The organism is Ilumatobacteraceae bacterium (genome assembly GCA_033344875.1).
Classification (GTDB): Bacteria; Actinomycetota; Acidimicrobiia; order Acidimicrobiales; family Ilumatobacteraceae; genus Ilumatobacter.
Genome location: JAWPMO010000001.1, coordinates 289009 through 301797, shown reverse-complemented (window position 1 = coordinate 301797; position 12789 = coordinate 289009). Strand labels below are relative to the sequence as shown.

The following is a 12789-nucleotide window of genomic DNA, read 5'->3' as shown; positions in this document are numbered from 1 at the left end:
CGTGAGCCGCGCATCCACCTCTCCGACGCAGCCGTTCGTCGCTCACACGCCGTCGACGCCGGTCCGGTTCCGTGTGCTCACACCGGACCAACATCCGATCGCCTTGACCGTCGAGCCAACGCTGGCCGCAGCCACCGCGCTCGCCGTTGCCCGTCATCACCCTTTCCACTCCGCGCTCATCGCCGCCACCGATGGCCGGTGGCTCGAGATCGGCCTCGACGGCCATACGACCCTCACGCCGCCGTCTGACGACCAGGACGGCTGGTGGAGCTCGGTTCAGCGCGCTCTCGAGCGACTCGCTCCGACCACCACCCACAGCTGACGACGCATCCGCCCGCAACGTCCGCAGCCGGCGCCGCCGGCGGACCCGGGCCTTGTCATGCCCGCTCACCGCCTCGACGCGCTCGTTGTCGTGAACCGGCGCCTCGACGAGTCGAGTGCTCCCGCTACCCACCACCGGCCTGGACACGCCCCGATGCCTCAGCACCGCCGCGTGCTCGTCGCCACCCGACCCGCCGCCACAGACGCGTGCTCCGTCAGCGGCCTCGCCACGTACCGGCTCGTGCGTCCACCGACCGAATCGTGCATCTGACGCAACCGCCCGACCGCGACGGTCCAGCGTCCCCGGCCACCGCCTACACACTCGCCCACTCGCGAAATAGTCAGCTTCTGCACATATGCACCGGGGGTGCTCGTACCTGTCACGAACGCCGTTCGCAGGAGGCATGTCTCACGTGTGATGAGCCTGTGGAAGCTTCGCGTCGGCGTCGAGTCGTACTACCTCGCCCAGATCGCGTCCGGCCTCGACGAGTACTACACCGGCGCCGGCGAAGCGCCGGGCGTGTGGACCGGGACCGGCTCGGCGCTGCTCGACCTCGACGGCCAGGTGGCCGGCGACGACCTGCGCGCCGTGTTGGCCGGGCTCGCTCCCGGCACCGGGCTCACACCGAACGGCGGCGAGGTTGTCTCGCATCCTCGACGGGTACCCGGCTACGACCTGACCTTCTCGGTACCCAAGTCGGTGTCAGTGCTGTGGGCACTCGCCGACCCGCTCGTGCAGGCCGAAGTCACCGCCGGCTGCGAAGCCGCCATGAACGAGTCGTTGGCGTGGCTGGAACGCGAGGCGTGCTTCGTCCGCCGGGGGACGAACAATCGCGAGCTGGTCCGCGACCCTGCCGACTTCGGTACACGACGGATGGTCGCCGAGGGCTTCGTCGCCGCCCAGTTCCCGCACCGTACGTCCCGGCTCGGCGACCCGCACCTGCACTGGCACGTGCTCGTCGCCAACATGGCCCGCGGGATCGACAACCGGTGGACCGCTCTCGACGGCACCGCTCTGTTCGCCGCCAAGCGTTCCGTCGGTGTGTTGTTCCAGACCGCGATGCGCCGCGAGCTCACCGCTCGGCTCGGCATCGAGTGGGGTCCGATCCACAACGACTCGGCCGAGATCGCCGGCATCCCTGGGCGCCTGTTGCGCGAGTTCTCACGGCGCCACGAGCAGATCGCCGAATGGCTCGATCTCACCGGACAGTCCGGCCCTGACGCCGAACGACAGGCGTTGCTTGAGACCCGCACTAGCAAGCACGCCCTCGAGGACTTCCGCACCCTCCAGACCGACTGGCACGAACGCGCCAACTCTGTGGGTTGGGGTTCGACCAACGTCGACGAGCTTCTGGCGGGAGCGGCCGGGCCGAGCGACGAGGGTGAGCGGTGGGTGATCCCGAGTTGGGAGTGGCACCCCGAGCGGCCCACCAGGACCGAGGTCGAGGTGACGTTCGAGGAGTGGGCCGAGTGGCTGCTGACCGCGTTCGCGACCGAGAAGACCGGCACCTTTGACCGCTTTCATCTCGCCCAAGCAGTCGCCGCTCACGCGCCGGCCGGCGCGTCGCTGGAACGAGTGGAGCGGACCGTCGACAGAATTCTCGCCTCCCCCGCCGTCGTCCGGGTCGGCGATCACGACGCCGAACGGCGCGAGATGCACGCCCCGGATCGGACCGTCGCTGACGATCGGGAGCTGCTGTACACGGCGCGTTCACTGCTGGCCGTCGAGCAAGCACTGGTCGATGAACTCGCTGTGGGCATCGACGCCGGCGTCGGTCTGGTGCCGGCCGACGTGGTCGAGGCCGTGGCGGCGCGCTCGACGCTCGGTCCTGACCAGGCCGAAGCGCTGCGCGTGCTGACTGCTGGCGGCGACCGCGTGGCGGTGCTGGTCGGGCGAGCGGGTACGGGCAAGACGCACACGCTCGGCGCCGTCCGCGAGGCGTACGAGGTGGTCGGCTGGAACGTGATCGGGCTCGCCCCCTCGGCCCGCGCTGCACGCGAGTTGCAGGACGGCTCGGGCATTGAGTCGGTGACGATCGCCCGGCACCGAGTCAACCGTGTCGAGGTGGACTCGCAGACACTGATCGTCGTCGACGAGGCCGGCATGGCGGGCACCCGCGATCTCGCCGCGCTAGTCGATCAGGCCACCCGATCCGGAGCCAAGGTGCTGCTGGTCGGCGACCATCATCAACTCCCCGAAGTCGCCGCTGGTGGCGCGTTCCGCGCCGCGCTCGACACGCTCGGCGATCGGACTGTGGAGCTGACGGTCAACCGCCGCCAAGTCAACGAATGGGAACGTACTGCCCTCGACGAACTCCGCTCGGGCGACGTGTCTCGGGCGTTCGCCGCCTACCTCGATCACGGTCGTGTTGTGATCGCCGACACTATCGAGGACCTCCACGCGCTCGTGCTCGGTGACTGGCACCACAGCTGGGTCGCCGGCCACGACACACTCCTGCTGTCGGGCACCAAAGCCGAAGCCCGCCTCCTCAATCGCCACGCCCGCCAGATCCTCGCCGCCAACGGGTTGCTCGACCTCACCAGCGAGGTCGAGTTCGCCGGGCGCGGCTTCGTCGTCGGTGACCGGGTCGTGCTGTGCCGCAACGACGGACACCAACATCTCGTGGACGGTGACCCGTTCAGCGTCGACAACGGCATGCGTGGCACTGTCACCAGCGTCTCGCCCGACCTTATGACCCTCGTCACGACCGGCGGCGACCACGTGGCGCTCGACCACGAGTACCTCGAGCGAGGTTTGGTCGACCACGCTTACGCCGTAGTCGTCCACAAGGCCCAAGGCGTCACGTGCGACTCCGTGCTCCTCGTCGGCCCCGCCGGTCTCTACCGCGAAGCCGGCTACGTCGGCATGTCCCGCGCCCGCCACGTCTCTCGGGTGTACGCCACCAGCGCACAAGCCGCCGAAACCCTCGAAGCACACCGCGACGGAATCCCCCTCCCCACCGAACCGGACCCCGACCCAGAAGCCGAACTGCGCGCCCGACTCGACACGACCGGCGCCAAGACCCTCGTCCTCGTCGACGACCGCGAAGCCCCGCACATCGCTGATCTCGCCGCCAACGTCCCCGTACCCGAACTCGCAGCGCGGGCACGTCACGCCGCCCACGCCGAACTCACCTGTGGCCTCGACAGCCCAGCAACCCTGCGGGCCGCGCTCGACGCCGCCGTCGAGACCCGCGAACACGTCGCCGTCGGGCGCCGAGCACGCGCGGTCGACCGCGACAACGTCGGCCAAGTCCTGTCGATCGACGACCACGCCGGAGCGTGCGTCGTCCACTTCGAAAGCGTCGACGGCCGCACCGCCGTGAAGACCCTCGACTGGTCCGACCTCGTCGTCATCGACCACCCCGCACCCGTCACCCTCACCCCAGCCGCCACCGACACGCTCGCCCGACGCCAGGCAGCCGTCGAGCGAGCAGAACAGGCGTGGGCCGACGCGCTCGCCCAACGGGGAGTCGCCCCCGGCGACGCCGACCGCTACCGCCGCGCCACACACGCCGCCCTCGACAACGCCGCCCGCCAACTCTGCGCCGACCGACCCGAGTGGCTCACCACCTGGCTCGGCCCACGCCCCACCACCCCCGCAGCAGCCGCCGTATGGGACGACGCCACCACCCGCATCGCCGAGTACCGCGCCAACCGAGACCTCCCGGCGGACACTGAAGGACTCGGACCTCGCCCCACCGATCCGATCGTCGCCACCGAGTGGCACCACCTCATGGTCCGCACCCTCGAAGACCGCCTCTGGCTCACCACCCACGACCGACCCGAACCGCTCCCGCGCACCGCCCTGACCCCGGTCCAGCTCATCGAGCGCCAACACGAACTCGAGCAACTGCTCGCCACGGCGCCGGCCGACCAACGCAGCTTCATCGACCGCATCGTCACGTCACGATTGGACCCCACCGAGATGCACGGCTACCTGACGTCCGCGATGGCCGTGCAAGACGCACGCCGCGAATGGATCCTCACGAACTGGCCACACCTCGTCGAACTCGAACAGATCACCACCCTGATCACCCAGCAGTCACCGCTCGCCCACTGGCCCGCCGCACAACCGGCCGAGGTGCAAGAAGCGCTCGACCAGCTTCGGGCGCTCGCCACGACGCTGGATGCCCGTGAGGACCGCACCCTCGCCGAGATCGACCACGCCGAGGCCCAAGCCGACCCAGTGCGCCAACTGGAAGCCCGACGCGACCACTTCCAACATCTCGTCGACGTCGCCTCCCCCACCGAAGCCGAGGCCGTCCGTGCCGAGCTGGCCACGATCACCGTCGAGCTACGCGATACCCGCCGCGCCCGCCGCGTCGACACCAGCTTCGAGCGGTACGCCCCCACCACCTGGGACGCCGCCCGCACGACCCGAGTCGCCACCCTCACCCACGACGTGCTCAGCACCCAACCCGCATGGGTAGTCGACGAACTCCGTCGCCAACACGACAACGGCCAACTCGTCACCCGAGACGTCCGCTCCCTCGCCGACGAACTCGTCGCCCGAGCCATCACCACCGACAACGGCATCGAACCCGTCGTGACGGAGCCGACCGGGCCTCAGCCCACAATCACCGTGGACGTCGGGTAAACCCGGGTGCTGACTTCCCGACCCGATTGGGTCCTCGGCACGACCAAAGTCCGAAAGTGAGACAGGTAGTAATCCGTGACATCGAGAGTTCACCGTCGTTGGCCATGAGACGCCAACAGATCCCTAGAAACTCCACCACGATCGTCACCGATCCAGTGCCGGTGCTGCTCACCGTCGAGGGCCTCGCCCAACACCTCGGCGTCAGCATCCGCACCGTTCGCCGACTCGTCGCTGAACGACGCATCCCCTACCTCAAATGCGGACACCTGATCCGGTTCGACCCCGACGAAGTAAACGTCTGGCTGGAAGCCCAGCGGGTCGCGCCGGTCGCATGCCGCCGGTAGCTACGGCCGGTGGACTGAGCCCTGACGCACCGATCCCGGAACGGCGGACGATGCTCAGAATCCCGTGCCGCGTGTCATTATCCGAATCGCATCCCGGGCGGTGAACGTACGGGGCGCCGTATCGGCGCCGACCCCTCCGACCCATCCGTCGTCGCTACGCCGCTGGCTGATGAACGGACCGACGATGCGCGTTGGTGGGACGTCGGGTACGCGGGACGCACGCATGACCTCCCAGTGGCCGGCGGCGCACATGGTCAGATGTCGGACTTCGCTGCCTGCGACGAGGGTCATGTCGGCGGAGTGCTCATATTGGAAGTAGTCGCCGGCCTTCGCGCCGCACGCTGGACAGTGATGCATCAGATACCGGCGGTTCTCGGTCTTGGACGAGTTCTCTCGCAGTTGCAGCCCGAGCGCCCTGGCTTGGTGCGCAATGCCGACGAGTGTCGGGTCGGACGCTCGCAGTGCGTGCTGGCTGTCGTCGGGGAAGACTTCGATCACGTCGAGGGCGGGAAGCGGCCGTTTGCACCCGTCCCTCCAACACGTGCCGCCGTGCGCGATTTCGAACCGGAGGGACCGCAGCGGCTGCCCACAATGACATGTCCGGTTTGCGGGCTGGTGCGGGTGCCGCCACCCGCGGCACGTCATGTGATGCGCGGCTGCTGCGGTGAACTCCGAACGAAGGTCGGTGAGCGTGTCCCACCCAGGTTCGACGCACAGCACACCGATGCTGTTCGCCTGGTACCAGTCGAGGGCTGCGGGTTCTGGCCAGTGGGTGACGACCACCTCGACGACGACGCGGACGGATTTGTCAGCGTCCAGGAGTGCGATGTCGGGTTGGACGTCGCCGAGGTTCTGTTCCACGACCGCGGCGGTGACGCGGTCGGTGGCGAGATTGACGACCCGGTCATCCTCGCAGCCGCCGCAGTACCAACGTGCGGGATACCTGCCGTTCGCGATCCGGGCGGCGTTGATGGAGTCAGCGATGACGCGTTTCGCTGCCAGGTGCAACGCAGTTTCCGTGTTGATGCACTGGTTCGCGTCGTAGTGCGCGAAGTGCGGGGCGTTGCGCTGGCCGGCCCGCAGCACGAGACGGCCGCCACACCCGATACAGGTAAGCGTGGTCGGGCGCCGCTGCTCGGCGGCAAGGTCGTCCGCCCACACGAGCGTTCCCTGGTCGTCGGCCACCGGATAGCTGATCGTCGAGGAGACGTCCCCTGGCCATACCCGATGTTGCGCTGGACCATCCGCGTCGCCCATGCCCGTCAATCATGTCAAAGGGGTGTCACATCCGGCAGGCCGGCCGCAGCGTCAGCACGGCCGTGCGGCAACGCGCCACCGGGCCGGCGTTCAGGGGATTCAGGGGATTCAGGGGCAGGGCCACCGCACCGGACTGTCCGAGAGCGGCGGATCGCGGCGGACTCACAGTTCGTCACCCAGAGGCAGAGCTTGTCTCGTCGGCCTGGGCTTGAACTCGGCGACGTCGTTCGTCCTGTTGATTCTGGAAACGCGGTCGTGAAACGCCGACGACGGTTACTCACCGCTCGATTCGCGCAAGGGATCCCGGAGCAGGAGCACTGGGATCGCACCGATCGAGGCACCGTTGTCCGAGATCTGGTAGTGGGCACGAAGACCTGACACGACAGGCCCGGCAATGCGCCGCTCACCCTCGAGCGTCAGATCGCAGCCCTCGCCGCCTCCGGACCCGAGCGCGACAGCGACAAGCCCCAACGTGGCGAGCTCTACGCGATCAACCTTGCATCCAGACCACCTGCGCCAAACGAGCTGGGACGTCAACTGCTCCCAGACGTTCGGCGACGTGCCTGCCGTACGACCCGGGCTGTCAGCCGGCGCACGGGGTTGAGCACCCATCGCCAGCCGAACCGCCAGCGGAGGTGGTCGACGAACGCTTCCACCGAGCAGCGGGCGTCGGTCGGCCCCCATTCTCCGATGACGAGCTCGCTCGTCGACGAGATCGGCGGCAGGTTCCACGCCTCGTCGATGTACGGCTTGGCGGCGGCCTGGATCGCGTGTTGTGCTTTGTCACGACACTTCGCGAGCCATCGACAGTCTGAGCGGAGCTCGGCGTGGTCGACGGTCAGCTGATGCTGGAGGCCCTGGATGTGGGTGACGATGTGGTCGATCGTGGCCTTGTCGTTCGAGGTCCGCCGGCGGATCATGAACGGCACTTCGATCCACGCCGCAAGCGTTGCGGCCATGTCGGCATAGCGCTCCCGTCGTTGGCGGCGCCGAGCGATGAGCGAGTTGACCCACATCGTCACGATGACGCCGACGAGCCCGAGGGCGGCGCCGACGACGCTGGCGTTCTTCAACCAGTCCCAGTCGTCTGCCGCTGTCTGTGCGGTCTGGGCGATCATGCGCTCATCAACCTCCCGGGCACAGGATGCGGACGCCCATCGGCACGTTCGCCATGCGGGGCGTCAACCCAGGGCCATTCGCCGTGGCGGCGGAAGTACTCCTCGCCGAGAAGGTGCTTGTGGACGAGCATGATGAACTGCTCGAACCCGTCCGCCCACCTCCACTTCAGGTGCTCCGGATCCTTCGGGTACCACAGGCACAGCTTCCCGCTCACCCGCTCACCCTTGATCGTCGGGTAGCGGTGATACCAGGTGAGTCCAGCCCGCAACGGGTACGCGGCCGGCGGGTTCGTCCCACGACGGACGACGATCCGAACCCACTCGACCGGGTAGCCGTGCGGCTTGAACTCGAGCGATGGGGCGAGGCGCATCTCCATCGAGACGTGATGGGCGTCGGCGTCGGTGATGACGGTCCCGACGATGTTCGGCATCGCCGCCCGTACGACGCTGATCGCGGCGCACGGGTCGGCGAGGACGGTGTCGTTGTCGAGCGGCATCAGGCGCCGGGCCTCCACGACCGGGTCTTCGGTGCCTTCACCGGGGCGGTCGACGTGACGGTGCCGGCAATCCCGGCGCCACGATCGAGCGCCTTGATCGCAGAGCGCTCGTCGGGCTTGGAGAAGTCGTCACCGAACAGCGAGTGCCAGATGGCGATCGCGGCGTTGTGCTCGCCGTTGCGGGCGTGGGTCACGGCCTTCGCAGCGGCCGCAGCGGCCCTGGTGAACTCGGTGTGGGCGCGCTGACGGTCCACGGTGGACAGACGGTGATCGATGCGATCCCGTCCGGTCGGCTCGGTGTAGGTGGTCCCAGGGGCGAGCAGCTCGGCGCCTTTGGCGAGGATCGCAGCGACAGCCCCGTCGTGGGGCATGTTGTCCTTGACGGAGTCCCACGTGTACTTCTCGACGTGGAGTCCCGGCACGATCCCGTCGAGCTGTTCGCGTACGAACAGCTTCACGAAGCGGACCTGGCGCACCCAACGGCCATCGCAGTCCTGGTTCCGCTGCTGGATAATCGAGATGAGGGTGCGGGTGTTGGAACGCTCCCAGCGGTCCTGCTCGGTGTCGATGATCCACACGTCGCCGGTCCCGTCGTCGGTCTCGACCGCGGGGACGATGTCGAACGTGAAGTCGTCCGAGTCCAGTTCGAGCTTGACGCAGTGCTTCCCGATCGTCACCGTGTGGTTCGGGTACAGGTCCCGGAGCGTTCCGGCGACCTTGTGAGCGGCCCTGCTCGCGGAGCCAGGCCCCTTGTCGTTGGGGTCCCAGGCCAGGATCAGGACCTTATCGATGTCGCGCAGCGGGGCGAGCATCGTCTTGCGGGCGAACGAGCCCTGCAGGAAGGCGGCAATCGCCAACTGCACCTTGATGAGTGCGGCGGTGATCTCGTTGTGGATCTTGATGGCGCGGGCGCGTTCGCGCGGGTCGAGCTTCAGGTTCTCGTCGAGTTCGTCGAACGCCTGGCTGGTCGTCTTGATGGTCATGGGTGAAATCCTCCGTTGAGGGGAACTTGGTTTGTCACCCATCGACAACGGACGATCGCCCCGATCTGTCCATTCGAGGTGCCCAGCGGCCGTCAGCCCAGCTCAGCGCCGCACAGCTCGCACTCCGACACCGCCGCAGCAGCGGCCATGCCGCATGCGCCGCACCTGCGCTCAGCCTTCGGCTCGGGCCGCGGTCCAGCGCATCGGCACCCGCACTCCGGACAGATCCGCTGGCGGCACACGTTGCACCAGTCTTCGTCGGTGATGTCGTCGCCGCACGTCGAGCACGTCCAGGGGCGGCGCTCAGGTGTGCCGTGGCGATCCGTGCGCTGACGCGATTCGCGCAGAACCGCGAACACGTAGCCGTCATCGGTCAGTCGGGCGTCGCCATCAAGATCGGTGTACGACGGACCCGAGCGCAGTGTCGGCCGCTCGCGGTGCGCTCGCGCGAGCCCTTCGTTGCCGGCCCGGGCGATCGCCGATCGCTCGTCCTGCTCAACGCCACGACTGATCCGGAACTGCAGCGAGTGAGGCGACGAGAACAGCACCACACCGTCGCGGGCGAGGACCACCATCCCGGGCGCGCCAAGATGCTGAGCGGCGAACACACAACACGCCTCACGGCTCGCCGTGCCGGCCTCCCACAGGTCGATCACGGCGCGAGCGCCGAAGTTCGACGGAAGGGACACATCGGCGCCGCTGAACATGATGTGAGCGGCGAACGCATCGCAGATCCGTTCCTCGACGGCGTCGGCATTCCGGTCGAAGCCATCGAGCCAGTCCGCCACCCCGCCGCCGACAGCCGACTTGTTGATGCGCTCGTGGCCGAGTTCATGCAGCAGCGAGAAGCGACGCCTGCTGGGTGATGCGAGCTCCGAGACGGAGATCACGTTCGTGCGGCGGTTGTAGCTGGCATCCAGGTCACAGCTGCTTCCGCTGGTGGCGGTGTCGACGACGGTGATGCCTAACGCCGCGACCCCCGCGGCCGGATCATGGCGGAGCTGATCGATGAGGTCATCGTCGAAGGTGCTTACCAGTTCCTCGGCGCGATGGCGCAGCGCGATCGGGTCAGGCCAGCCCATCGAGCACCTCGCTGATCCTGCCGAGCCATGTCTCGCGGCTGTTGGTGTCAGCCCCGGTTTGCCGTGCTGCGAGCGCGAACTGGCCGTCGATGTACGCAGTCCACCGGTAGTCGGCCTCGCTGACACCGGACGTGTCAGCTAGGTCCCGCCAGTGCTGCCTGAACTGCGGCCGGTCAACAGCCCAGATTGCGTTCGCCGGCGGGGGCGCGACCCCGGATGCGTCAACACCGAGTCCAGCCAGCACTGCCGCCTCGGTTGACGTTGGCGCACGCTTGCCTTGGATGAGTTCACGTGCCTCGGTGTTCCCGATGTCGAGCGCTTGAGCCAGTTGGCTCGGTCTCGACCACATCGCTCGGAGTTGTTCGGCGAGTGATCCTGTGGCGTGTGCTGGCACCCACGTCGCTTCCGTGAGATGCGCGAGGTTCTCGTGGAAGGTCGCGTGCTCGAGTGAGCGCAGGTCAGTGGCACTGACGACTGGTTCGGCGACCTCTTGTGGTTCGAGCGGCACTGACTGTCCGTGCAGCATGTAGAGCGTTCTGGTCGGGATCCTCGCCTGAACGCCTAGCAGTGCCACGGCCGGCCATCCAAGTACCTGTTCGTCGATCGGAATGCTCTGGTTGTCGGCAGCGTCGAGTTCGCCGACTGCTGCGACCTTCACCATGTCGTCGTCCTCGTTGACAGCGATCACGAGCACGAGTTGCGCGATGTCGTCCCACGTCGCTCGCCACACATCCCCGGCCGCCGGCTCGCGGGGCGACGTGGGCGCGTGGACAGCGCGGCGTTCAGCTACTTCGACGGCACGCTCCTGGCCGGAACGCTCAAGATCGGCAGCGAGTTGCGCAGCAGCGGCCCGGCACTCGCCGCACGCCTCGACGTGGTCGAGCGCGGCGGACGAGGCGTCGCCCAGGGCGACGTCAAGCAGTTCGAGTTCCGACAGATGTTGCTCAGCCATTGGTGGTGTCCTCACCTTCAACCAACGAAGCATCTGCCGGTTCTGTCCAATGTTCACCGTGCAGGCGGAGCAACTCGGCAACGATGGCAGGTTGCAGCTCGTCCATCCCGGTGAGCTGTTCTTCGAGCTCGGCGCGGACGCTCGCGATGCGTTTGCTTGCCGTGGTGGGGCTCTTCACACCCATCTTCGCGGCCGCTTCGCGCGTCGGGAGGTTGATGTATGCCACCGCGACCTTCTCGTCCTTGGTGAGCGACGCCCAGATCTCGGTGGCGATGACCGTGGCTTCGGGTTGTGAGTCGTCGCGCTCGGCGTGGTCAGAGCGTTCCTCGTCGTCGAAGGTCCACTCGACGTGCACGAATGACCGAGAACGGTTCAGGCGCGCTTTGATCACGGCCGTCAAGGAGTTCAGCATCACGAATGCCGCCGCGAAGGTGAGCACTTTCGTGAGCACGCGTTCGAGGTCAGCGCGTTTCGCGAACGGCGACCGCTTCTTGGCGTCGGGTCGTTGGTAGATGAGCGGCAGGTGTTCCAGGTTGGCGACTCGCACCAGCTCGCGTTCGTCGTCCTGATAGCGCCGGCCTGGTTCGAAGCCATCGAGTCCGTACGCGTCCATCTCGCAGATGAACGGGCCCTCGTCCAAGACGTCCTGCACTCGTTCGCGGATCGGCAGGTCGTCCTCCTTGCGAAGCGAGTCGACGGTCATGTTGTGAACCGCTGCCTTCAACATCCGCTTGAAGTCCTTGTCGGTACCGGCGCGTTGCGCGCAGCGGAACACGATGTCTTCAGCCCACACCTCGTTTACCAGGTCCTCAATCGCCGCGACATTCCACGTCGTGCCCGCCAACGGTGGCAGTGACTTCGTGACGGAACGAGCGAGTCGCAAAACGAGCAGGTTCGCCTCCTCGACCGTCACGTGATCAGGGGACGACAGCAGACGATCGATCAGCGATCCCGGCGGCCGGGCCGTCGCCGACCCTTCGGCCTCGTCCTCATCCCGCATGGCCTTAAACGGTACCTTTCGAGTGTGACAGCAGCAGGGCATGACGGACACCCAACGAAGCTTCACCGTGACTGTTCGCCGCTAAGACGTCGTGGCGGAACTGAGGGGTCTGCTGCACGTTTCGGTGACAGATGGGGTTTGTTAGGCGGCTTTGGTGGTCGGGGTCATGATGGTCTCGTATTCGATCGGGGTCAATCGGCCGAGGCGGGGCTGGCGTCGCCGGCGGTGGTAGGTGCGTTCGATCCAGGTGACGATCTCGATGCGCAGCTCGTCACGAGTCGCCCATGCGCGCCGGTTGAGGACGTTCTTCTGCAGGAGTGAGAAGAACGATTCCATCGCGGCGTTGTCGCCTGCGGAGCCGACCTGGCCCATCGAGCCGACCATGCCGTGGCGGACCAGCGCTCGCTGCGCCTTTCGTGAACGAAATTGCGACCCGCGATCCGAATGCAGAATGCACCCTGCAACGTCACCGCCGCGTCGAGCAGCGGCGTTGTCGATCGCCTGGACGGCGAGTCGGGCCTTCATGCGGCTGTCGATCGAGTAGCCAACAATCCGGTTCGACCAGACGTCTTTGATCGCACACATGTAGAGCTTGCCCTCCCGCGTCCAGTGCTCGGTGTAGGGGTCGGACCGGA

General features: G+C 67.3%; 10 protein-coding genes and 1 pseudogene. 3 read left to right on the top strand and 8 right to left on the bottom strand.

The window, feature by feature from the left end:
* Position 1: 1 nt before the first annotated feature.
* The 3 genes from R8G01_01410 (at position 2) to R8G01_01400 (ending at position 5265) form a co-directional block, all read left to right on the top strand.
* Entirely contained in the window at positions 2–322 is a 321-nt protein-coding gene (locus tag R8G01_01410) for a hypothetical protein (GenBank protein MDW3212626.1), read from the top strand.
* A 417-nt stretch (positions 323–739) separates the two neighbouring features.
* Complete coding sequence (mobF, locus tag R8G01_01405) at positions 740–4921, top strand: MobF family relaxase (protein MDW3212625.1); 4182 nt, start codon at positions 740–742, stop codon at positions 4919–4921.
* Positions 4922–5025: 104 nt separating this feature from the next.
* Positions 5026–5265: a helix-turn-helix domain-containing protein gene (locus R8G01_01400; GenBank protein MDW3212624.1), complete on the top strand. Its 240-nt coding sequence runs from the start codon at positions 5026–5028 to the stop codon at positions 5263–5265.
* A gap of 54 nt (positions 5266–5319) precedes the next feature.
* Here R8G01_01400 and R8G01_01395 read toward each other — a convergent pair whose 3' ends face one another.
* From R8G01_01395 to R8G01_01360, 8 genes and pseudogenes are all read right to left on the bottom strand, one after another.
* Positions 5320–6450, bottom strand: coding sequence for a competence protein CoiA family protein (locus R8G01_01395; protein ID MDW3212623.1), 1131 nt, complete (start codon positions 6448–6450; stop codon positions 5320–5322).
* A gap of 605 nt (positions 6451–7055) precedes the next feature.
* The gene (locus R8G01_01390; GenBank protein MDW3212622.1) at positions 7056–7640 is read right to left on the bottom strand and encodes a hypothetical protein; all 585 of its coding nucleotides are present in this window, start codon (positions 7638–7640) and stop codon (positions 7056–7058) included.
* Positions 7637–8155, bottom strand: a complete 519-nt coding sequence (locus tag R8G01_01385; protein ID MDW3212621.1) for a hypothetical protein — start codon at positions 8153–8155, stop codon at positions 7637–7639. The genes R8G01_01390 and R8G01_01385 overlap by 4 nt, the downstream gene beginning before the upstream one ends.
* Positions 8137–9120 (bottom strand): nucleotidyltransferase, encoded by a 984-nt coding sequence (locus R8G01_01380; GenBank protein ID MDW3212620.1) that lies wholly within the window; start codon positions 9118–9120, stop codon positions 8137–8139. The genes R8G01_01385 and R8G01_01380 overlap by 19 nt, the downstream gene beginning before the upstream one ends.
* A gap of 92 nt (positions 9121–9212) precedes the next feature.
* Complete coding sequence (locus R8G01_01375) at positions 9213–10202, bottom strand: ImmA/IrrE family metallo-endopeptidase (protein ID MDW3212619.1); 990 nt, start codon at positions 10200–10202, stop codon at positions 9213–9215.
* Positions 10189–11235: a hypothetical protein gene (locus R8G01_01370; GenBank protein MDW3212618.1), complete on the bottom strand. Its 1047-nt coding sequence runs from the start codon at positions 11233–11235 to the stop codon at positions 10189–10191. The genes R8G01_01375 and R8G01_01370 overlap by 14 nt, the downstream gene beginning before the upstream one ends.
* Positions 11147–12205 carry a hypothetical protein gene (locus R8G01_01365; GenBank protein MDW3212617.1) on the bottom strand — a complete coding sequence of 353 codons (1059 nt, stop codon included), beginning with the start codon at positions 12203–12205 and terminating at the stop codon, positions 11147–11149. Before R8G01_01365 ends, R8G01_01370 begins: the two co-directional genes overlap by 89 nt.
* 90 nt (positions 12206–12295) lie before the next feature.
* A pseudogene (locus tag R8G01_01360) lies at positions 12296–12772 on the bottom strand (DDE-type integrase/transposase/recombinase).
* Positions 12773–12789: the final 17 nt, after the last annotated feature.

Coding starts and splice junctions, on each gene's coding strand:
- R8G01_01400 (MDW3212624.1), top strand. CDS start 5,026: ATGAGACGCCAACAGATCCCTAGAAACTCCACCACGATCGTCACCGAT.
- R8G01_01380 (MDW3212620.1), bottom strand. CDS start 9,120: ATGACCATCAAGACGACCAGCCAGGCGTTCGACGAACTCGACGAGAAC.
- R8G01_01390 (MDW3212622.1), bottom strand. CDS start 7,640: ATGATCGCCCAGACCGCACAGACAGCGGCAGACGACTGGGACTGGTTG.
- R8G01_01375 (MDW3212619.1), bottom strand. CDS start 10,202: ATGGGCTGGCCTGACCCGATCGCGCTGCGCCATCGCGCCGAGGAACTG.
- mobF (MDW3212625.1), top strand. CDS start 740: ATGAGCCTGTGGAAGCTTCGCGTCGGCGTCGAGTCGTACTACCTCGCC.